Annotated in this window: 23 protein-coding genes; 7 read left to right on the top strand and 16 right to left on the bottom strand. The window is 48.6% G+C overall.

Annotation, left to right across the window (positions count from 1 at the left end; genetic code table 11):
• The first annotated feature begins 3 nt into the window (after positions 1-3).
• Complete coding sequence (locus JXR92_RS06875) at positions 4-420, top strand: zinc ribbon domain-containing protein (RefSeq protein WP_117599279.1); 417 nt, start codon at positions 4-6, stop codon at positions 418-420.
• Between the two features lie 188 nt (positions 421-608).
• Here the strand turns inward: JXR92_RS06875 and JXR92_RS06880 are convergent, their stop codons facing one another.
• The 5 genes from JXR92_RS06880 to JXR92_RS06900 all read right to left on the bottom strand — a co-directional run bounded on the left by JXR92_RS06880 (position 609) and on the right by JXR92_RS06900 (position 4,506).
• Positions 609-788: a hypothetical protein gene (locus JXR92_RS06880; protein ID WP_117599280.1), complete on the bottom strand. Its 180-nt coding sequence runs from the start codon at positions 786-788 to the stop codon at positions 609-611.
• Between the two features lie 391 nt (positions 789-1,179).
• A complete protein-coding gene (locus tag JXR92_RS06885; RefSeq protein ID WP_005835105.1) occupies positions 1,180-1,953 on the bottom strand; it encodes a biotin--[acetyl-CoA-carboxylase] ligase in 774 nt (257 codons plus the stop codon).
• Positions 1,937-2,293, bottom strand: coding sequence for an MmcQ/YjbR family DNA-binding protein (locus JXR92_RS06890; protein WP_025834268.1), 357 nt, complete (start codon positions 2,291-2,293; stop codon positions 1,937-1,939). The genes JXR92_RS06885 and JXR92_RS06890 overlap by 17 nt, the downstream gene beginning before the upstream one ends.
• Before the next feature lie 75 nt (positions 2,294-2,368).
• A complete protein-coding gene (locus JXR92_RS06895) occupies positions 2,369-2,734 on the bottom strand; it encodes a YraN family protein (RefSeq protein WP_117599281.1) in 366 nt (121 codons plus the stop codon).
• Positions 2,734-4,506 carry a S41 family peptidase gene (locus tag JXR92_RS06900; protein WP_138345842.1) on the bottom strand — a complete coding sequence of 591 codons (1,773 nt, stop codon included), beginning with the start codon at positions 4,504-4,506 and terminating at the stop codon, positions 2,734-2,736. The genes JXR92_RS06895 and JXR92_RS06900 overlap by 1 nt, the downstream gene beginning before the upstream one ends.
• Before the next feature lie 180 nt (positions 4,507-4,686).
• Here JXR92_RS06900 and JXR92_RS06905 point away from each other — a divergent pair, with 180 nt between their 5' ends.
• Together JXR92_RS06905 and JXR92_RS06910 are read left to right on the top strand one after the other, a co-directional pair.
• Positions 4,687-4,920, top strand: coding sequence for a hypothetical protein (locus tag JXR92_RS06905; RefSeq protein ID WP_005824205.1), 234 nt, complete (start codon positions 4,687-4,689; stop codon positions 4,918-4,920).
• Between the two features lie 40 nt (positions 4,921-4,960).
• On the top strand, positions 4,961-5,395 hold the full coding sequence (locus tag JXR92_RS06910; protein ID WP_117599445.1) for a nucleoside deaminase: 435 nt from the start codon (positions 4,961-4,963) through the stop codon (positions 5,393-5,395).
• A 24-nt stretch (positions 5,396-5,419) separates the two neighbouring features.
• Here JXR92_RS06910 and JXR92_RS06915 read toward each other — a convergent pair whose 3' ends face one another.
• From JXR92_RS06915 to JXR92_RS06925, 3 genes are all read right to left on the bottom strand, one after another.
• The gene (locus tag JXR92_RS06915; RefSeq protein ID WP_016274162.1) at positions 5,420-5,719 is read right to left on the bottom strand and encodes a DUF4834 family protein; all 300 of its coding nucleotides are present in this window, start codon (positions 5,717-5,719) and stop codon (positions 5,420-5,422) included.
• A gap of 67 nt (positions 5,720-5,786) precedes the next feature.
• Positions 5,787-6,494, bottom strand: a complete 708-nt coding sequence (pssA, locus tag JXR92_RS06920; RefSeq protein WP_117599282.1) for a CDP-diacylglycerol--serine O-phosphatidyltransferase — start codon at positions 6,492-6,494, stop codon at positions 5,787-5,789.
• Between the two features lie 13 nt (positions 6,495-6,507).
• Positions 6,508-7,194 (bottom strand): phosphatidylserine decarboxylase family protein, encoded by a 687-nt coding sequence (locus JXR92_RS06925; protein WP_005824199.1) that lies wholly within the window; start codon positions 7,192-7,194, stop codon positions 6,508-6,510.
• Positions 7,195-7,364: 170 nt separating this feature from the next.
• On the opposite strand from JXR92_RS06925, the gene dnaE reads away from it, so the two are divergent.
• From dnaE to JXR92_RS06940, 3 genes are all read left to right on the top strand, one after another.
• Positions 7,365-11,162 carry a DNA polymerase III subunit alpha gene (gene dnaE, locus JXR92_RS06930; RefSeq protein WP_138345844.1) on the top strand — a complete coding sequence of 1,266 codons (3,798 nt, stop codon included), beginning with the start codon at positions 7,365-7,367 and terminating at the stop codon, positions 11,160-11,162.
• A 166-nt stretch (positions 11,163-11,328) separates the two neighbouring features.
• Positions 11,329-11,643 (top strand): thioredoxin, encoded by a 315-nt coding sequence (gene trxA / locus JXR92_RS06935; RefSeq protein WP_005824191.1) that lies wholly within the window; start codon positions 11,329-11,331, stop codon positions 11,641-11,643.
• Positions 11,644-11,761: 118 nt separating this feature from the next.
• Positions 11,762-12,094: a hypothetical protein gene (locus JXR92_RS06940; RefSeq protein ID WP_005824189.1), complete on the top strand. Its 333-nt coding sequence runs from the start codon at positions 11,762-11,764 to the stop codon at positions 12,092-12,094.
• 61 nt (positions 12,095-12,155) lie between these two features.
• Here JXR92_RS06940 and JXR92_RS06945 read toward each other — a convergent pair whose 3' ends face one another.
• The 5 genes from JXR92_RS06945 to JXR92_RS06965 all read right to left on the bottom strand — a co-directional run bounded on the left by JXR92_RS06945 (position 12,156) and on the right by JXR92_RS06965 (position 15,729).
• Entirely contained in the window at positions 12,156-12,374 is a 219-nt protein-coding gene (locus JXR92_RS06945) for an immunity 17 family protein (protein WP_117599285.1), read from the bottom strand.
• Between the two features lie 49 nt (positions 12,375-12,423).
• Positions 12,424-12,849: a tRNA (adenosine(37)-N6)-threonylcarbamoyltransferase complex ATPase subunit type 1 TsaE gene (gene tsaE, locus JXR92_RS06950; protein ID WP_057097246.1), complete on the bottom strand. Its 426-nt coding sequence runs from the start codon at positions 12,847-12,849 to the stop codon at positions 12,424-12,426.
• A gap of 17 nt (positions 12,850-12,866) precedes the next feature.
• A complete protein-coding gene (locus JXR92_RS06955) occupies positions 12,867-13,679 on the bottom strand; it encodes a metal ABC transporter permease (RefSeq protein WP_055288494.1) in 813 nt (270 codons plus the stop codon).
• Between the two features lie 50 nt (positions 13,680-13,729).
• Entirely contained in the window at positions 13,730-14,158 is a 429-nt protein-coding gene (locus JXR92_RS06960) for a phospholipase (protein WP_138345846.1), read from the bottom strand.
• 254 nt (positions 14,159-14,412) lie between these two features.
• A complete protein-coding gene (locus tag JXR92_RS06965; RefSeq protein WP_138345848.1) occupies positions 14,413-15,729 on the bottom strand; it encodes a 3-phosphoshikimate 1-carboxyvinyltransferase in 1,317 nt (438 codons plus the stop codon).
• Between the two features lie 176 nt (positions 15,730-15,905).
• On the opposite strand from JXR92_RS06965, the gene JXR92_RS06970 reads away from it, so the two are divergent.
• Positions 15,906-16,295, top strand: coding sequence for a DUF2721 domain-containing protein (locus tag JXR92_RS06970; RefSeq protein ID WP_057097244.1), 390 nt, complete (start codon positions 15,906-15,908; stop codon positions 16,293-16,295).
• 5 nt (positions 16,296-16,300) lie between these two features.
• Here JXR92_RS06970 and JXR92_RS06975 read toward each other — a convergent pair whose 3' ends face one another.
• Genes JXR92_RS06975 through JXR92_RS06985 form a run of 3 tightly spaced genes read right to left on the bottom strand, consistent with a single transcriptional unit; the run spans position 16,301 to position 19,472 of the window.
• Entirely contained in the window at positions 16,301-16,897 is a 597-nt protein-coding gene (locus JXR92_RS06975; protein WP_138345851.1) for an aminotransferase class IV family protein, read from the bottom strand.
• Positions 16,881-17,870: an aminodeoxychorismate synthase component I gene (locus tag JXR92_RS06980; protein WP_117964905.1), complete on the bottom strand. Its 990-nt coding sequence runs from the start codon at positions 17,868-17,870 to the stop codon at positions 16,881-16,883. Before JXR92_RS06980 ends, JXR92_RS06975 begins: the two co-directional genes overlap by 17 nt.
• Before the next feature lie 3 nt (positions 17,871-17,873).
• Positions 17,874-19,472, bottom strand: coding sequence for an aspartate:alanine exchanger family transporter (locus JXR92_RS06985; RefSeq protein ID WP_117599288.1), 1,599 nt, complete (start codon positions 19,470-19,472; stop codon positions 17,874-17,876).
• Positions 19,473-19,576 lie beyond the last annotated feature (104 nt).

Raw genomic sequence — 19,576 nt, forward strand, 5'->3', positions numbered from 1 at the left:
ATTATGGCACTCATTTTTTGTTCCCATTGTGGAAAGCAGGTTTCGGACAAAGCTACCACCTGCCCTCATTGTAATGCAGTCCTGCAAGCAGGACAACCTCAGGTTCAACCTCAAACAGCCCAGCAGCCGTTCCAGCAGAACACAAATGCTACGCAACAGTCGGTTTACGTAAATGTTCCAGGTAAGCAATCCAATGGTATCGGCACTACTGGGCTGGTATTCGCCATTCTTGGAATCTTTCTTGGGTGGATACCTATTCTTGGGTGGATTATCTGGTTCCTCGGTGCGCTTTTTAGTTTCATCGGCTTATTCAAAAGTCCGCGCGGCTGCGCCATTGCAGGTTTCATTATCTCATTTATATGGGTGATTGTCGCTGTGTTCGTCGTTGGGTCTATTGGAGCCTTTTCACTCTTTAGTTAATGGTTGTTATACATAGAAGGTTCTATCGTTTAAGAATTTTAGATACCAATTAAGTGATGCTGGCAAAAAGAACAAATTCACTTTTTGCCAGCATATTTTGTTACTTTTGTAATCAAAACAAAAGAAAGTAGAGCTAAAGAAATTTCATAATTTTCATTCTCACATTTCCGGTGTCCCTTTTTCTCCGGTCACTTTCTGATAAAGTCGTCTTCGGATGGAAGAAATGCTTTCCGGCTTGGGTGCATCAACCGTGCGATGTCTGTTTGGCGGAATTGGAGCTTGATAAGCATACATACGTGCAGTTCGTTTTCGTTGGGATTGTGCAGTGAATGCAGCTTTTCAAAGAAGTTGGGGCAGACAGGAGACATCAGTTCTTTCAGTATTTCCCATTCTTCAGGGGTGATGTATGCCTCGCCACGAGCGAAGTTTGCCCGTTCTTATAGTTTCTGCTATATATTGGAACCAAGCAGATACTCTTGGCCCTCCTGCTCTTGCTCGTTTTCTATCGCTTTTTGTTGCAAGATGTGGTTGAGCAACTCTAAGTTGTCGCTTTCAGCCGGTTGTTCTCTTTTTCACGCAGTTGATAGTTGTAGAGGGAAGTGCATCCGGTGGATGGTTTCCGTCTGTGTCGCTTGTTCGATGGTGAGTTCCAAAAGTTTGCGATAGGCAACTTGTTTGGCATAGATGGTTCCTCCCTTGTGACGTGATAGCGTGACAGATGAATTTCAAAATAAACTTTGTGATAGGGATGAATCTCCTTTACAGAATGTATTGCACTTCCTTGAACAGATATTCCCGTTCACTTCCTCCTTCATCCTCCAGCACGAACCGTCCGTCTTGCTCTACACGCAGCAACCGGGCAAGGAACTTGCCGTTGGCATCTTCATAAGGGTGCAATCCCCGGCGACGGAAAAGGGAGCGGGCATACCGTGTGGATATCTCGTCGGAGTAGACGGCGAAGTCCTCCATTTGGAGGCTGTTGTAGTAGATTTGTACACGTCTCAGGATATGGGCAAGGATTTCATAACGGTCGTGCTCCTTTCCGGTGATTTGTTTCAGTGAGACGGGGTTGGGAGCATCACTGTTGAAGACTTCCTGGTTGATGTTGATGCCGATTCCGGCAATGCTGCGCCTGATATGATGTCCGGAAAGGTCGTTCTCTATCAGTATACCGCAGATTTTCTTGTCTTTCCAATAAATGTCGTTCGGCCATTTGATGGTGATTTCATCAGACCATCTGCTCAGTTCTTCCTTAATGGCGAGGGAAACGATTTGTGAAAGGATGAACTGTCGGCGGGCTTCCAGAAAAGAAGGGTAGAGTACAAAGCTGAAAAGCAGGTTCTTGCCTTCTTCAGCTTCCCAGGTGTTGCCGCGCTGGCCTTTACCGGCGGTTTGGAACTCGGCAGTCACGGTTGTTAGTTCGGCAACGGATTCTTGCAACTGGTTGCAAAGCTGGCTGAGGTATTGGTTGGTCGATGCCGTTTCGTCCAATGCTACCAGCGGGAACGGGAATGTGTCAGGGCAGGGCTTCATATTCGGTACGCATTTTTTTGGTGAACTTCTTCAATACTTCTTCCATAGAGTGGTCTATCAGTTGCTTCAACAGTTTGTCGTCGACGTCACCGTCAAGGAACACCTGGTTCCAGTACTTTTTGTTGAAGTGATAGGCACCTTCGATGGCAGCATAGTGCTCCCGCAGTTCGAGTGCATATTCGGGGTCGCATTTCAGACAAATCTTGTTGGCGCTTTCCAGGTCGATAAGTGCAAACATTTTATCCATGACTTTCATCACGAGCGAGTATTCGTCGAACGGAAGGCATTCCGTGACGGCCTTTTTGCTGAGGCAATATTCGCGGGCGGTTTCTATGTCCATGATGGTATTTACGGTTTACAATTTATAATCTACGATTTACGATTGAAATAACTCTCACTTATCAATTGTCAATTATCAAAATATGGGTGGATAGAAGGCATCCTTCATGTGCTCTATCCTGAATGCTCCCGGTTCGCCTACAGCAGTTATGATGTCGAAGCGGACGGGTGCATCCAAACAGAAGTGCTTGATATAGGCATCGGCCGCTACGACAATACGTCGTATTTTCTGCCAGTTCACGGCATTCTGCGGCTCGATGTAGTCCGTATTGCTACGGGTTTTCACTTCCACAATAATCAGTTCCTTATCTTTGTCGGCTACAATATCCAGCTCAAGGTGATTCTTCCGCCAGTTACGGTCACGTATGGTGTAACCGTTCTGTTCCAAATATTTGGCAGCGGCGTCTTCACCGGCTTTTCCAAGAATATTGTGTATTGCCATTATTCCGGCAACTTAATCATGCCTTCATGTCCTCGTCGGTAGATGGCAGGGACCTTCAAGGCTTTGCCTCTCATCAGGGGTTCTGCACTGCGTGTTGTGGGTGCCGGAGCCTGACCGGTGATTTCCTGGATGGCACGGGCATATAGGAACTCTTTATCCGAACCATAGTCTCTGTATATGTAATATCCGTCTCCTCTGCCGTAAGGGTCGTTTTCATCTATTTCGATGTCAGGTGTGAACCCATTTTCATAATCTCCAACTCCTTTGGCATTATAGCTTTGGAAGGTGATGGGAACCACTTCGTAGACGTTATTTCTTATGGTATATTCTACTGGTTCCATACCTACATTTTTACCGGTAGTTCTTTTACCTATAAGTGTTACTTCTACATCTATTCCCTTTAGAGAATTGATGACAAGTTCACTGGCTGATGCTGTTCCGTTACCTACGATACAATAGACGTGCTGAAGGTTTAAGGCACCTGCTGATAGAGACGTAGCCAGATTCTCATAGTTGGAATATGCAAACAATTCTTCCTCACGTTTATCATTGCGTTTTTTCATTCTTTCTTTATTATATCTCAGGCTTGTGAACACTTTGCCTTCAGATTTTGCGCCGGCTATACAAGTTGCTATTAGGTTGGCTGATATAACGTGGCCACCTCCATTGTAACGTAAATCCAAAATTAGGTCCGTGATATTCTGACTTTTGAATTCTTTGAATACATCGAATAATTCTTGGTCAAATCCGGCCTCAAATCCAGAATAAACAAGATAGCCAATTCTGTGCCCTGGGGTTTCTTCTTCTTCTGTCACTTTACTGAAAAGAATAGGATTGCAGTACATGGCTTCGGAAGATATGTCTTTTTCTTGGGTTCCTCCCTCTGTCTTTTCCTCTGTAATTTTCAGGCTGAAAGCCGAAGCTGGTATCAGTAAATCTAGGTAATGTTGCCAATAATTACTCATGGTTAACTTCTCTCCGTTTATTTGCATGATTGAGGAACCTCGTTTAATACCTGCCCGTGCTGCCGGTGAATTGGGGTAAACACCTTGTACAAAGAAGTAGATAGTGTAATTATCTTCGCTTCCAATTGCTCGAACGTCTGCTCCGGTAATGCCGAAACTGTAAGTTTGTTCTTTTTTTACCCATTGAGTGGAACGGGTTGAACCGATGGGATTTTTTTTCTGTATGTATGAAAAGAGAGTATATTTTCCATCCGCAGTGGCCTTTTTATCCAAAGTATTAGTAGTCATACTTCCCAATGCATCATAGAAGAAGTCTTCATAGCCTTTGTTATGGTCAAGATTCAATGTTTTGTATTCATCGTTCCAGAGATACATTTCTCTCAGATATTCATCAACTTTTGCGTTAATCTCCATATCTTCAGTGGTTTGGGGAGCACTGGTCCCTTTTTGTGTAACTTCAAAACTTGCAGGAGAATAGCCGTCTATATTAATGGAGATTCTGGCTGTCCGGTCGGTGGTGGAACTTGTACTTACAGATAATTTCAAGGTACTTTGTCCTTTTGTGCCCGAGGTCGTATTCAGTTTGCACCAATCCGCTCCAGAGGTGACGGAAGCTACCCATTTAGCTGCAGCATTGAAGCTTACAGACAAGTCATTATCCTGGCTGATCTCCAGGGATTTTCCCTCTGTCCAACTTTGATTGGTTATGCCGGTATTAAGCTTATTATCGTCATCGTCACTACATGAGATAAAACTTATACTGAACAACGCGAGTAGAAAGAAGCTGAGATAATTTACATGTTTCATACCTTTTAAATTTAGAACTCTCCAAAAATACGTTTTTAATTATTAAATTAAAATGTTTTTAAGAAATTCTTTAAGTTTATCGGTCAAAAAAATATTTCAGTGCCATTTAAGCGTTTCTGATATAAAAATTACGTAGGTTCGTTTTGTTTTTACAGAAGTAAAAGTAATTTTGCAGGAAATATGAGAAAGAGAGATAAAACGTGTGCGAAAGCAACGCCCGAAGAACCGAAGCGCGAGCAGCGCATGGTATGCCTGATGAGCGAGGAAGAGCAGCGGATTGTGGATCGTTATCTGGAGAAATACAAGATAACGAACAAGTCGCGTTGGCTGCGGGAGACTATTCTCATGTTTATCCATAAGAATATGGAAGAGGATTATCCTACTTTGTTCGGTGAGCACGACATGAGGAGATGAGCATTAAAAATTAGAAATTAACAATTAAAAGGGGATGGCGTTGGACGATAGCTATTATATGAAGCAGGCACTTCAGGAAGCGCAGAAGGCAGGTGAACGGGGAGAAGTTCCTGTAGGTGCGGTTGTGGTTTGCAAGGACCGTATCATAGCTCGTGCCCATAATCTGACGGAGACCTTGACAGATGTCACCGCCCATGCCGAGATGCAAGCCATTACCGCTGCCGCTGCATCCCTTGGCGGCAAATATCTGAATGAATGTACTCTCTATGTCACAGTGGAACCCTGCGTGATGTGTGCCGGTGCCATTGCCTGGGCGCAGATGGGACGTCTGGTGTTTGGTGCTGAAGATGAGAAAAGAGGGTATCAGCGCTATGCCTCGCAGGCATTGCATCCCAAAACACAAGTGGTAAAAGGAATTCTGGCAGATGAATGTGCCGCCCTGATGAAAGAGTTCTTTGCCGCCAAGCGCAAATAATCTCTAATCCTTTATCCCTAATCCCTACTCTTTGATTTCTTCAAAATCCACATACTCTCCCTCGTCTTTGGAGAACAGTTTCTTGTGGCGGGGGCGTATTTCACCTTCTTCAGCTTGTACCTCTTCAGACGATTGTCTATTATCATTGTAGGAGTACCCTCCCGGCTGGTAGTTACCATTTCCTTTTTGGTAGGGACCGGAGTTGGAGGAAGTACGGCGTCCGCCCAATCCGAATATGTTCCGGATGACAGTACCGATAATGCTGAGGCCAATGAGCAGAATGGCAATTATGATGATGAATAAAAATCCTAAAATATGAAACATGGGCTAATGTCTTTTTATGTGTTCGTTTTCTGCGAACTTCAATACAACAACCGTGCCAAAGATTTGTTTATTTACTTTTCCTTGTAATAAGCGAAAGTAGTATATACCACACGATAATTGCAGCAAAGCTGCAGATTCCCAAGAAGATGAGGAACGGAATGCAGACAAGCAGGAAAATGAAGCTTGTTTTATTGTCTTTCCATGACAGATTCTTGAATTTGAGTGAGAACATTGGAATCTCCGATACAAGTAGCCATGAGAAAAGGCAGACCAGCAGCAACAGATAAACCGGATGGAAGCTGCCGCTCACCAGCCAGTCGTGAGCGCCCGTCACCAATGAAGCCCAGAACAAGGCGTTTGCCGGGACGGGAAGTCCTACGAAAGAGCTCGTCTGGCGGGTATCGTTGTTGAACTTGGCAAGCCGCAGTGCAGAGAATACGGACAAAAGAAATGCGAGATAGGGGAAAACGCCGGCCAAGCTTTCCATTGCGCCCGAATAGTCCATTTCCTTGAACAAGGAAAATACAATCAGGGAAGGGGCCACTCCGAAACTGACATCATCTGCCAGAGAATCCAAATCCTTGCCGATAATGGAGTGTGCGTCCAGTGCACGTGCCATCATGCCATCGAAGAAATCGAATACGGCACTGAAGATAATGAAAGCGAGTGCCCATTCATATCTGGCTTCGAATGCCATGACACAAGCAATACACCCGGAGAATAGGTTCAGGCAGGTCAGAGTATTTGGAATATGGCGGGTAATGCAGTTTGCCATTGTTGTTCTTTTATTATTTAAGTTTGGCTATCACAGTCTGATTGCCGGTAGTCAGTTGTCCTAGTTTAACGAATACTTCGGTGCCCAACGGTAGAAAGACATCCACGCGGGAGCCGAATTTGATGAAACCCATATGTTCGTCAATATAGCATTCCTCGCCCGGTTCGGCATAGGTCACGATGCGGCGCGCCATGGCTCCGGCTATCTGTCGTGCCATAATCTCCACGCCTTCCGGAGTTTCTATTACTACGGTGGAACGCTCGTTGTCGGTGCTGGCTTTGGGCAGCCAGGCTTTCATGAACTTCCCGTTTTTGTGCCATACCTTCTTTACCGTACCATCTACCGGATACCAGTTGGCGTGTACATTAACCAGACTCATGAATATAGATACCATGATACGGCGGTCGTGGAAGTATTCGTTTTCCTCCACTTCTTCCACCACTACGATTTTACCGTCGGCAGGAGCTACCACGACTTTCTCCGTTTCTTGTCCGAACAAACGGATGGGGCAGCGGAAGAAGTTCACGAGTATGCCATATACTATGAGGCTGATGACCGCTACTACGTAAAAAGGAACTTTGCATTCCAATCCGAAGTAAAGGGCAGTGTTGACAGCCAGAATCAGAACCAGGCTGCCTGCCAATGTATGTGTTCCTTCACGGTGTATGCGTATCTTTTTTAATCTTTTTAATCGACCCATGTATATCGTATTTGCTAATTTAGATAGAAATTATCTGCAAAAATAGGCTTATTTTGAAAATCTAACAAGGATTTGGAGAGAGAAATGTGCATGTTGATAACTTTTTGGGAAATATTTTTGTTAGCTGTGATAGAGGTTGTAATTTTAGGCTCTCAATAGAAAGGATATATATGCAAGATTTTGTTCATTTACATGTCCATACCCAATACTCTCTTCTGGATGGTCAGGCAAGTGTCAGCAGGCTGGTTGACAAGGCCATGAAGGATGGTATGAAAGGCATTGCCGTGACCGACCATGGAAATATGTTCGGTATCAAGGAGTTCACCAACTATGTCAACAAGAAGAACAGCGGGCCAAAGGGGGAGATAAAGGACCTCAAGAAAAGGATTGCCGGTATTGAAAGCGGTGAGATAGAGTGTGAAGACAAGGAAGCGGAGATTGCCGATTGTCGTGCCAAGATGGCAGAAGCGGAAAGCAAGCTGTTCAAGCCGATTGTAGGCTGTGAAATGTATGTGGCCCGCCGAACCATGGATAAGAAGGAGGGGAAGCCGGACCAGAGTGGCTATCACCTGATTGTGCTGGCAAAGAATGAGAAGGGGTATCACAATCTGATAAAACTTGTATCGCATGCCTGGACAAGGGGATACTATATGCGTCCGCGTACAGACCGCAGTGAACTGGAAAAGTACCATGAGGGGCTGATTGTCTGCTCGGCTTGTATCGGTGGCGAGGTTCCTAAGAAGATTATCAATGACCAGCTGGAAGAGGCAGAAGAAGCTGTACGCTGGTATAAGAATCTGTTTGGCGATGATTACTATCTGGAGCTTCAGCGCCATAAAGCCACTGTTCCCCGTGCCAACCACGAAGCCTATCCGCTTCAGCAGAAGGCGAATGCCAAGTTGCTGGAGCTTGCCCGGAAATATGACATTAAGGTTATCTGCTCCAATGACGTCCACTTTGTGGATGAAGAGAATGCAGAAGCGCACGACCGCCTGATTTGTCTGAGCACGGGTAAAGATCTGGATGACCCTACCCGAATGCTTTATACCAAGCAGGAATGGATGAAGACAAAGGCTGAGATGAACGCCTTGTTTGAGGATGTTCCCGAAGCCTTGTCCAATACCTTGGAGATTTTGGACAAGGTGGAATATTATTCCATCGACCACGCTCCTATTATGCCTACGTTTGCTATTCCGGAAGATTTCGGAACGGAAGAGGGCTATCGGCAGAAATATACCGAAAAGGATTTGTTTGATGAGTTTACCCAGGATGAAAACGGCAAGGTGGTGCTGGATGAGGATGCCGCCAATGCCAAGATAAAGCGTCTGGGGGGCTACGACAAGCTGTACCGTATCAAGCTGGAAGCCGACTATCTGGCAAAATTGGCATTCGACGGTGCCAAGAAACTGTACGGTGATCCCTTGTCCGACGAGGTGAAGGAACGTCTGGTCTTTGAGCTGTACATCATGAAGACGATGGGTTTCCCGGGATACTTCTTGATTGTGCAGGACTTTATCAATGCCGCCCGCACACAGCTGGGCGTTTCGGTAGGACCGGGACGTGGTTCGGCTGCCGGCTCGGCGGTGGCCTATTGCTTGGGCATCACGAAAATAGACCCGATTCAATACGACCTTCTGTTCGAGCGTTTCCTGAATCCCGACCGTATCTCTTTGCCTGATATCGATGTGGACTTCGATGATGACGGACGTGGAGAAGTGCTCCGCTGGGTGACGGAGAAATACGGGCAAGAGAAGGTGGCGCACATCATTACATACGGCACAATGGCGACCAAGATGGCCATCAAGGACGTGGCGCGCGTACAGAAACTGCCTTTGAGCGAATCGGACCGTCTGTGCAAGCTCGTGCCGGATAAGATTCCCGACAAGAAACTCAACCTGCCGAATGCTATCGCGTACGTACCCGAATTGCAGGCTGCGGAAGCTTCACCCGATCCCCTGGTGCGCGATACGATGAAATACGCCAAGATGCTGGAAGGTAATGTGCGCGGTACGGGTGTGCATGCCTGCGGTACTATTATTTGTCGTGACGACATCACGGATTGGGTACCCGTCAGCACGGCGGATGATAAGGAGACGGGCGAGAAGATGCTCGTTACCCAATACGAAGGTTCCGTCATCGAAGATACGGGACTTATCAAGATGGACTTCCTCGGACTGAAAACCTTGTCCATCATTAAGGAAGCCGTTGCCAATGTACGTCTGCACCGCGGCTTGGAACTCGACATCGACAAGATATCCATTTCTGACCCTGCTACCTATAAACTCTATTGCGACGGCCGCACCATCGGTACGTTCCAGTTTGAATCGGCCGGTATGCAGAAGTATCTGCGCGAGTTGCAACCTAGCACTTTCGAGGATTTGATTGCCATGAATGCCCTCTACCGTCCGGGTCCTATGGATTATATCCCCGACTTCATCGACCGTAAGTGGGGACGCAAGCCCATCGAGTATGACATCCCCATCATGGAGAAGTATCTGAAGGATACCTACGGCATTACGGTCTACCAGGAGCAGGTCATGCTTCTGTCGCGTTTGCTGGCAGACTTCACCCGTGGTGAGTCCGATGCCTTGCGTAAGGCGATGGGTAAGAAACTGCGTGACAAGCTGGACCACATGAAGCCGAAATTCATTTCGGGTGGACAAAAGAACGGCCACGACCCGAAGGTGCTCGAGAAAATCTGGGCCGACTGGGAAAAGTTTGCATCCTATGCCTTCAATAAGTCACATGCCACTTGCTATTCGTGGGTGGCCTATCAGACGGCTTTCCTCAAGGCCAATTATCCGGCCGAATACATGGCGGCGGTCATGAGCCGAAGTTTGGCGAATATTACCGATATAACCAAACTGATGGATGAATGCAAGGTAATGGGTATCAATACATTGGGACCGGATGTAAATGAAAGTAACCTGAAGTTCACCGTGAACAAGGAAGGCAATATCCGTTTTGGCCTTGGTGCGGTGAAAGGGGTAGGCGAGGGTGCTGTGCAGAGCATCGTGGAGGAACGCGAGAAGAATGGTCCTTTCAAAGGTATATTTGATTTTGTGCAGCGTGTCAATCTGACAGCCTGCAACAAGAAGAACCTGGAATGTCTTGCTTTGGCAGGCGGGTTCGACAGCTTCCCGGAGCTGAAGCGAGAGCAGTATTTTGCCGTAAACTCCAAGAACGAGGTCTTCCTCGAAACCTTGGTGCGTTATGGTAACCGTTATCAGGCCGATCAGGCTGCGGCTGCAAACTCCCTGTTCGGTGGTGAGAATGTGGTGGATATCGCCACTCCGGAAATACCGGTAGCGGAACGTTGGAGCGACCTCGACCGTTTGAACCGGGAGCGCGATTTGGTAGGTATCTATCTGTCCGCACACCCGTTGGATGAGTATTCCGTAGTTCTGGAGCATGTTTGCAACACTCACATGGCAGAGCTGGAAGATAAGACGGCACTTGTGGGACGCGAAATAACAATGGGTGGCATCGTGACCGCCGTGCGTCGCGGTATCAGCAAAAATGGAAATCCTTACGGCATAGCCAAGATTGAAGACTATTCCGGTTCGGCAGAGCTTCCTTTCTTCGGAAATGATTGGGTGACCTATCAGGGGTATTTGGGTGAGCGTACCTTCTTGTTCATCAAAGCCCGTTGCCAGCCCAAGCAATGGCGGCAGGATGAGTTGGAGCTGAAGATAACCTCCATGGAACTGTTGCCTGACGTCAAGGAGAAACTGATTGAGAAGATAACCATTCTCATTCCGCTGAGTGTGCTGAACAAGGCTTTGATAACTGAACTGGCGGAACTGACCAAGGAACGTCCGGGCAGTACGGAGCTTTATTTCAAAGTCAGAGATGAGGATAGCAAGATGACGGTCGATTTGATTTCCCGTCCCGTGAAGCTTTCCGTGGGGCGTGAACTGATTACTTATTTAAAAGAGCGTCCGGATCTTGAGTTCAGGATTAATTAGTTATCTTTGTTGGAAAACGAAGATAGGCTGCATCTCAGCATAAAAAATGAACTAGTTCATTTTGTTTTGCATTCGGTTTGCACTATCTTTGCTTCGAAAGCGAAGGTTGATAAAACGCAATTGACAGTAAATTAATAATTATAGTTGACATTTAATATTAAAAGAAATGGCTTTAGAAATTACAGACAGCAATTTTCAAGAAATCCTGGCAGAGGGAAAGCCGGTCGTTATGGATTTCTGGGCACCTTGGTGCGGCCCTTGTAAGATGGTGGGACCAATCATCGATGAATTGGCTACTGAATATGAAGGAAAGGTAATCATTGGCAAATGTGACGTGGATGAGAACGGCGACGTGGCTGCCGAATATGGTATACGCAACATCCCTACAGTCTTGTTCTTCAAGAATGGAGAGCTGGTGGACAAGCAAGTAGGTTCTGCTCCGAAATCTGCTTACGTGGCCAAGATAGAAGCGATATTATAAGGTACTATTTGACGATTTACTATTTACGATTTACCCTTTCGGTATCATAGCGCAGCCAAATAGTAAATCGTAAATCGTCAAATAGTCAATAACATTAACCCTTTAAGCAATAGTAAGTATGGGAATGGAAGACGATTTTTTGCAGAATGATGTCGATGATGAAAAGACCATCGAGTACATCAAGAATTATTTGCCGCAGGAGTTGAAAGAGAAGTTCTCTGACGACGAGTTCTATTATTTTCTCGATTTGATTGACGAGTACTATTCCGAGAGCGGCATCCTTGATGCGCAGCCGGATGCGGATGGGTACATCGAGATTGATTTGGGGAAAATCGTGGACTATATTGTCAAGGAAGCCCATAAGGATGAGATGGGTGACTATGATCCGGAAGAAATCCTTTTCATCGTACAAGGTGAGATGGAATATACGGAATCTTTGGACGAAGAATAGTCTGTATCAAAAGTATAGGAAAATCGCGGATGAGCATGGCTTCATCCGCGATTTTTTGTTTTTATGTAGCCGGTGGCGTATTCAGAAAAAAGAAGATGGACGTGCCGATGAGGATGACACCCAATACGCCGTAGAACAGGCGGGCTTGTCGCCGCCCTACATTTTGTACGATAAACTGGGTGTTTCGGGCAGTAAAGAACCAGTTCCAGTCCAATATGGCTGCCAGCAAGGCGGTGATGCCCGCGACGGCAAAAATTCCTTGAACGAAGTATTGGCTCATCAGAAATAAAAATTAAGAATTAAAAATTAAAGTGGGGGAAAAGCATGCCTTATTCAAAGTTCTCTAACGTGACTTTCCGCTCTCCGTTCTCCACTTCTTCGATGGTGACCTTGATGGTATTACCCGGCAAGAGCTCCTCTACCAGCTCCGGCCATTCTATGAAGCAGAGGGCGCCGCTGTAGAAGTAATCTTCGTACCCCATGTCATACACTTCTTCCAGTTTCTTGATGCGGTAGAAGTCAAAATGGTAAATCAGTTCGCCGGCAGTGTCGGAACGGTATTCGTTGACAATGGCGAAAGTAGGGGAGGTGATGACGTCGGAAACGCCCAACTCCTCGCAAACGGCTTTGATGAAAGTCGTCTTGCCCGCCCCCATTTTTCCATAGAGGGCGAAGACGGTATTGTCGCCCATTTCAGCGATGAACTGGCGGGCGGCTTCATGAATCTGGTCTAATGACTGAATTTTGATTTCCATTGTGTTTATAGATTTCTTTAGCGTTGCAAATATAGCCAAAAACTTTTTCCCGTCTTGCAAATGGCATAGATAATGATGGAAAAGAATATGATGGATGCACCCGAGGGGACATTCAAGTAGAAAGAAATCATCAGCCCGCCCAGGCAACTGAGGTAACCGATGCCGATGGAAAGCCAGATGATGCGGTGGAACCGATGCGAGAACAAGTTGGCGGTCATCTGCGGAACGGTGAGCAGCGAAATGACCAGCACGATGCCCACCATGCGCAGGCATGCCACGATGGTAAGCGCAATGAACATCATCAGTGCATATTCGAATACCTGCACCGGAATGCCTTGCGAGCGGGCAAACTCCCGGTCGAAAGCCACGTAGATGATAGGATGGAGATACAGTGCAAAAAACAGTATCAGCAGCAGGGCAAGCCCACCCAATAGAGCGATGTCGCTCCAGGTAATCGTGAGAATGTTACCGAAGAGATAGGCGGACAAGTCGGGTGCGAATCCCGGCGAAAGGAAAGTGAACATAATGCCCAATGCCATGCCCAATGTCCAGAATACGGCAATAGCGGAGTCTTCCCGCATATCCTTTCGTTTGCTGAGCCACTCTACACCGAAAGCGGACAAGACTGCAAACAAGGCTGCCGACAGAATGGGAGAAATGCCGGTATACAATCCCAGACCGATACCGCCGAAGGAGGCATGCGTCAATCCGCCGCTGATGAACACCAGTCTCCGGGTGACGATGTATGTGCCTATCAGCCCGCAAGCAATGCTTGCCAGCAGACTGCCGATGAGGGCATGTTGGAAAAAGGTGTATTGCAGTAGCTCCATTTATTCAATTAAAAATTAAGAATTACAAATTAAAAGTTGGATGTGGAGTGTTAGGAATGGGGGGGGAGACGACGTTCGCCGATAATGAGGAATACTTCATCCTTGATATTTTCCGGCAGGGCTATGCCGCGTAATTGCAGGCTGCGCACCCATCCGGCTACGTCCGTGTCTTGCATGGTGTAGAACACGTCGCGGAACTCGTCTTCCTGCTCGGGAGTATAGGCATCGGGAGCGGTGCCGATGTATTTGTCCAGTTCCTCGTCATCGTAATATTCAATTTGTTTGCTGACGGCTGCCAGTAAGCTGTCACGTTCGCAGATTTCATGCTGTCCGCAGCATTCGGAATCCACTTCCTGCACTTCGGGCATGGCGTCCAGTTCGCCGCGGTCTATCTTCTTCTGCAGTTTCCGGTTGCGTATAATTCCGGCTGTGGCTGCCACGAGGGCAAGGGCAATCAGGCTAATAATCAATATCCACATGGGCTTCCTTTTCTTGAAAAACATGTTCCATTAATAGAACGGACAAAGATACATATTGTTTTGTACACGACAAAATAATGCTTCAGATTGCAGGTAGGTAGATTACTTCCACCCGACGCAGGCATTACTTGCTTGGAACGTACTGTAAAACTACTTTGGATACATCCTAATCTTAGAATGTATCCTTTATTTCTAAGAATAAAGGTTATATTCTTAAGAATAAAGGCTGTATTTCTAAGAATAAAAGCTTTATTCTAAGATTGCATTGCATTTTGGCAGACTTTAAATCCCGCCTTTTGCAAGTCTTCCCAGTAAGCAGGGTAAGATTTGGTAACGACCTGTGGTTCATCTATCTGTATTTGGGGCAGTACAAGGCAGGCGGGGGCAAATGCCATGGCCATACGGTGGTCTTCGTAGGTGGCGATGACGGGGTCAGCGTCTGCCGGGCAGCGTTCGCCATCCCACAACAAGATGCTGTCTTGCTCGGAGCGCACGACGTAACCCAGTTTACGCAGTTCTGTAATGAGGGCGGTGATACGGTCGGTCTCCTTTATTTTGAGGCTTTGCAGTCCGGTGAAGCGGAAAGGGATGTCCATCAAGCAGCAGGTGACAACAAAGGTCTGCGCCAGGTCCGGGATGTCCACCATGTCTTCGTCGAGACGGGTGGCGGGAGTACCCTTCCGGGTCAGTTTTACTCCCCGGTCTGTATATTCGGTATGGACGCCGAGGCGGGTAAAGACTTCCGCGCCGCGGCTGTCGCCTTGATAGCTGTGGGCGAAGAGACCGAGCAGTTCGATTTCTGCCGTGTGCGCTTCTTCCTTCGTGCTGTCTTCACTTTCTTTTGCGCTACTTCTGTCTCCCCCTTTTATTTTTTCATTTTTAATTCCTTCTATTGCCATCATCTGATACCAGTAAGAGGCGGCGCTCCAATCGCTTTCTACGGTGAAAGGGGTATCCGTGTATCCGCCGGGGCTGACGGTGATGCAATCTTCGGAGACCCAGTCGGCTTGGGCGCCGAAGTCGCGCATCAGTTGCAGGGTCAGGTTGATGTAGGGGCGGGAGATGATGTCACCCGTCAAGTGCAGGCGCAGGCCTTTGGGAAGGACGGTACCAATCATCAGCAGGGCGGATATGTATTGTGAGCTGACATTGCCGGCGAGGGATATTTCGCTGCCGGTCAGTTCTGTTCCGGTGATGCGCAAGGGAGGGAACCCTTCGTTTCCGACGTATTCTATGCGGGCGCCGAGCTCTCGCAGGGCGTCTACCAGTATGCGGATGGGGCGTTGCTGCATGCGTTGCGTACCGGTGATGATTCGGGTGCCAGGAGTTACGCTGAGGTAGGCGGTGAGGAAACGCATGGCGGTGCCGGCGGCAAGGATATCTATATGTCCGGGATTTCCGTCGAGGGCGCGAGTCATCACTATGGTGTCGTCACAATCGCTCAGATTGCAGGGCAGGATATTGCCGTGGGCAAGGGAGTGGAGGATGAGTGCCCGGTTACTGATGCTTTTGGATGCCGGGAGCTGTATGGCTGCGTGCAGTGAGGCAGGAGCGGAAACGGTATATCGCATGGTCGTATTTGTTAAGTTACGGTGGTAAGGCGTTTTTTATTGTCACTGCAAAAGTAGGATAAATCTTTGGGAAATGGAAAAAAGGAAACTTGTTTCTGTGGTTTCAATCTTTCGTTTATCTTTGCGGAAGTAAGTCCTGCTATCGGGACGGATAGATATAATTAAGCATCATTCTTATGGAAATAGATTTAACCACCCCCGCTTTGCTGTTTTCGGCCATATCGCTGATTATGCTGGCCTATACTAACCGTTTCTTGTCCTATGCCCAACTGGTGCGCACCTTGAAGGAACAGTACATGGAGAACCCGTCTTCGGTGAAGGCGGCGCAGATTGCCAACCTGAGGAAGCGGCTCTACCTGACGCGTGCCATGCAGGTGGCGGGTATCGGAAGCCTGCTGCTGTGCGTGGTCAGCATGTTCTTTGTCTATATCCGTCTCCATCTGCTTTCGGCCTATATCTTCGGTTTAGCGCTGATATTGCTGATTGTTTCGCTGGCCATATCAGTGTACGAAATATATATATCGGTGAAGTCTTTGGAGATACATCTCAACGATATGCACGAGTAGCGGCTCTATGGGATGATGTTCCGTACGGGGAGCTCCAGTTCTCCCCAGTCAATCATGGCATTGAATAGTCTGACGGTAGAGAATGAAGGCAAGTCTTCCGGTCTGATGTCTTTTTCCTGCAAGATTCCTTCTTCCAGCAAGGCTGCCCGTTTGGTTCCTTTCAGCAGGGGATGTGCCGGCGTGTACCAGTGGGTGCCGTCGGAAAGGGCGATGTTGGCGATGGAGGTGTCTGTCAGCAGGCCTTGTTTCACAATCAGAATGTCGTCGCATGCGCCGCGCAGGGCAAAGAGGCGGTTCAGCGGTTCGCGTCCGGTGCTTTTGTAGGTGTAGTCGATGTGGTCTGCCTGTATCAGTGCCAGCGAATGCACGTGCCGCATGGTGTAGGGGGAGTAGCTGACATCTTCAATACCTTTCTCACCATACACTACGCGTGCCTTGACGATACCTGCCTCGCAGCCGAGAGACGACAGATGGTCACGCAGTTGTAGCGGTGTACTTTCCGGCCAGAAGTGGGCGCGGGTATCGTTCAGCCTCCGATTGTGGCGGGAAAGGTTGCAGGCTTTTCCGTGGTCGATGCGTATGGTTTCAATAAATAGGCACATATATTTTCTGTATTACTTCGTTGTATTCGCTTTCCCACCGGCTTTTGGCGGTGATGCCGCCTCCTGCCTTGAAGTGGAGCCGGCCGTTTTCCTGCTCGATGAAGCGTATCATGACTGCGCTGTCCAGCTGTCCATCGGCATAATGCCCCATGATGCCGGTGTAGAAGCCCCGTTCGTAATCTTCGGCTTCGGCAATGATTTCCACGGTTTTGGGCTTGGGGGCACCGGTGATGGAACCGGCGGGAAGCAGGCGGAAGAGGATGTCGCCGATGTGTGCGGTATAATCTTCGGGGAGGGTCCCGCATATTTCGGAGCTGGTCTGGAGGATGGGGCCTTTGTTGGTTTGCAGGCGGTCTATGTATCGGTAGGAGGTTACCTCTACGTGCTCTGATACCATACTTAGGTCGTTGCGTATCAGGTCGACGATGGTGGCGTGCTCGGCGGCCTCTTTGGCATCCTGCATCAAAAGCTGTTCCGCATCAGGCAGGGTAGCGTCGATGGTGCCTTTCATGGGGAAGGACTTTATCTTGCCCTTCTCTATGCGGACAAAGATTTCGGGGGAGAAGCAGACGAATCGGTCTTTCAGCCACAGCTTGTACAAGGCTTCGGAGTGGAGGAATATTTCGTCCATTGTCAGATTGGTGCTGACGGGCACCCGGCAGGTGAGGTTTGTCAAGTAGCTGTTGCCCGCCAGTAGATTTTGCTTCACGAGGTCAAACGAGTGTTTGTATGCGGCGGGGGAAGGGGGAGTGATGTCCCACTGAATAAGACCGGCGTATCGGGCGGCTGTTGCAGCTACCCCCACGTTGCCTGCCTTCGGGAATTGGAAAAGGCAAGTGGCGGGATTTATCTGGTCGAGGGGCTCTACGTGCGACTGCTCTTGTGCGTAGTCTACGATGAAGAGGAAGGGCACATTGTCCCCGGCCAGTGCGTTCATGCGGGCGATAGCTTCTGTTCGGTTGTAAGTTTTCATATATCAGTAGACTGCAGAGGATATCACCTGGATTATCAGAATGAGGAATACCATTGCAATGGGATATACCGTGGCATAGGCTACGCTCGGTATGTTGCTGTCCGTCATGGAGTCGGCGGCGGCAAGGCCGGGCGTGCTGGTCATGCCACCGGTGATGGTGCCCAGCAGGTCGAGAATGTTTATCTTGAATACGAACAGTCCGACGATGACGGCCACCAGCATGGGTACCAGCGTGATGGCGGCACCTACGCCGAACAAGAGCCAGCCGCTTTCCTGGAATGTGGCTACCAGGTTCCGTCCTGCCGAGGTTCCCACTTCGGCCAGGAAGAGCAGCAGTCCCAGCTGGCGCAGCAGTTGGTTGGCTGGGCCGGACATAGACCACAGAATGGGACCGGTCTTTCCGATGGCACTGAGGAAGAGGGCCACCATGAGGATGCCTCCCGTCAGTCCCGGTGAGAACGACAGACTGTCCGAGAAGGAGATGTTCAGCTTGCCGAAGAGCACGCCCAGCACGATACCCAGGGCGATGGGAAAGAAGTCGGTGTCGGACAGTTGCTTGTTGTCGTTGCCCAGCAGGCGTGCCACGCCTTTAATACCGTCTTTCTCGCCTACCACCATCAGCTTGTCGCCGAACTTCAGTGCCAGATCTGGCGAGGGGGAGAGGTCGATACCGCTTCGGCGGACGCGGGTGACGGTACAGCCGAAGTTCTTCATCAGGTTGAGGTCGCCCAGTTGTTTGTTTATCATGTCCTTCTTGGTGAGCAGTAGAGATTCAATCTCCTGCATGTCTACGAGTGGCAGTTCGCCTTCTTCGCGCTGGCCCACGAGGACGGCGAGCTGGTTCAAGGCCTCTTCGCTGCCCACGGCTTGTATGTAGTCTCCCTCGTGAAGTATGGTCTGGGCGGTGGGGATGGCTATCTGCTCATTGTGCTTATGGCGTGAGATGACAGCTCCGGTCATGGCGCGCGCATTGATTTGCATCAGGCTCCGGTCGAAGACGGCGGGGTTGGTTACACGGAACAGGCAGGTTGTCAGTTCCGGGAACTGGCTGCGGCGTTCCTTCTCCAGTCGGCGCGCCTCCTTGTCGAGGTCGATGCGCATAATGCGGGGCAGCAGCTTGACGAAGAGGATGACGCCGATGACACCGAAGGGATAGGCGATACCGTAGGCGATGGAGGCTAGCGGAGAGTGGGTGCTGTCGATGGCTACGGCGAGTCCCGGCGTACTGGTCAGCGCGCCGGCTATGAGACCGACCACGCTGGGTGTGTCTATATCGAAAGCGTACTTCAATCCTACGGCTGTGAGGGCGGCAGAACAGATGATGAGCAGGGTGATGACGATAAGTGTCTTGCCCTTGCTCCGGAAGGAGTCGAAGAATCCGGGACCGGCCTGGATACCGATGGTGAAGATAAACAGCACCAGTCCGAAGTTGCCTAACTCTTTGGGGATGATGACGCCGAAGTGTCCGAACAGCAGGGCAATGAAGATGACAGCGGAGACGTCGAGTGAAAGCCCTTTAATCTTGATTCTTCCCAACATGAAGCCTAAAGCCACAATAAGAAAGAGCGCGAAATAGGAGGAGTTTAACAAGTCAGCAAACATAATCAGTTAAAGAGTTAGGAGTTTATGCCACAAAGATAGTGCAAAAAAGTGAGATAGAAAAAGGCATTGTTTTCTTGTGGTATATATTAAGGAGTTAAACCACG

Source organism: Bacteroides parvus (assembly GCF_017309675.2).
GTDB classification, from domain to species: domain Bacteria; phylum Bacteroidota; class Bacteroidia; order Bacteroidales; family Bacteroidaceae; genus Bacteroides; species Bacteroides uniformis.

Excerpts from the sequence above, each read along its gene's own strand:
- JXR92_RS06875 (WP_117599279.1), top strand. The coding sequence starts at position 4 with ATGGCACTCATTTTTTGTTCCCATTGTGGAAAGCAGGTTTCGGACAAA.
- JXR92_RS06880 (WP_117599280.1), bottom strand. The coding sequence starts at position 788 with ATGTCTCCTGTCTGCCCCAACTTCTTTGAAAAGCTGCATTCACTGCAC.
- JXR92_RS06885 (WP_005835105.1), bottom strand. The coding sequence starts at position 1,953 with ATGAAGCCCTGCCCTGACACATTCCCGTTCCCGCTGGTAGCATTGGAC.
- JXR92_RS06890 (WP_025834268.1), bottom strand. The coding sequence starts at position 2,293 with ATGGACATAGAAACCGCCCGCGAATATTGCCTCAGCAAAAAGGCCGTC.
- JXR92_RS06895 (WP_117599281.1), bottom strand. The coding sequence starts at position 2,734 with ATGGCAATACACAATATTCTTGGAAAAGCCGGTGAAGACGCCGCTGCC.
- JXR92_RS06900 (WP_138345842.1), bottom strand. The coding sequence starts at position 4,506 with ATGAAACATGTAAATTATCTCAGCTTCTTTCTACTCGCGTTGTTCAGT.
- JXR92_RS06905 (WP_005824205.1), top strand. The coding sequence starts at position 4,687 with ATGAGAAAGAGAGATAAAACGTGTGCGAAAGCAACGCCCGAAGAACCG.
- JXR92_RS06915 (WP_016274162.1), bottom strand. The coding sequence starts at position 5,719 with ATGTTTCATATTTTAGGATTTTTATTCATCATCATAATTGCCATTCTG.
- pssA (WP_117599282.1), bottom strand. The coding sequence starts at position 6,494 with ATGGCAAACTGCATTACCCGCCATATTCCAAATACTCTGACCTGCCTG.
- JXR92_RS06925 (WP_005824199.1), bottom strand. The coding sequence starts at position 7,194 with ATGGGTCGATTAAAAAGATTAAAAAAGATACGCATACACCGTGAAGGA.
- dnaE (WP_138345844.1), top strand. The coding sequence starts at position 7,365 with ATGCAAGATTTTGTTCATTTACATGTCCATACCCAATACTCTCTTCTG.
- trxA (WP_005824191.1), top strand. The coding sequence starts at position 11,329 with ATGGCTTTAGAAATTACAGACAGCAATTTTCAAGAAATCCTGGCAGAG.
- JXR92_RS06940 (WP_005824189.1), top strand. The coding sequence starts at position 11,762 with ATGGGAATGGAAGACGATTTTTTGCAGAATGATGTCGATGATGAAAAG.
- JXR92_RS06945 (WP_117599285.1), bottom strand. The coding sequence starts at position 12,374 with ATGAGCCAATACTTCGTTCAAGGAATTTTTGCCGTCGCGGGCATCACC.
- tsaE (WP_057097246.1), bottom strand. The coding sequence starts at position 12,849 with ATGGAAATCAAAATTCAGTCATTAGACCAGATTCATGAAGCCGCCCGC.
- JXR92_RS06955 (WP_055288494.1), bottom strand. The coding sequence starts at position 13,679 with ATGGAGCTACTGCAATACACCTTTTTCCAACATGCCCTCATCGGCAGT.
- JXR92_RS06960 (WP_138345846.1), bottom strand. The coding sequence starts at position 14,158 with ATGTGGATATTGATTATTAGCCTGATTGCCCTTGCCCTCGTGGCAGCC.
- JXR92_RS06965 (WP_138345848.1), bottom strand. The coding sequence starts at position 15,729 with ATGCGATATACCGTTTCCGCTCCTGCCTCACTGCACGCAGCCATACAG.
- JXR92_RS06970 (WP_057097244.1), top strand. The coding sequence starts at position 15,906 with ATGGAAATAGATTTAACCACCCCCGCTTTGCTGTTTTCGGCCATATCG.
- JXR92_RS06975 (WP_138345851.1), bottom strand. The coding sequence starts at position 16,897 with ATGTGCCTATTTATTGAAACCATACGCATCGACCACGGAAAAGCCTGC.
- JXR92_RS06980 (WP_117964905.1), bottom strand. The coding sequence starts at position 17,870 with ATGAAAACTTACAACCGAACAGAAGCTATCGCCCGCATGAACGCACTG.
- JXR92_RS06985 (WP_117599288.1), bottom strand. The coding sequence starts at position 19,472 with ATGTTTGCTGACTTGTTAAACTCCTCCTATTTCGCGCTCTTTCTTATT.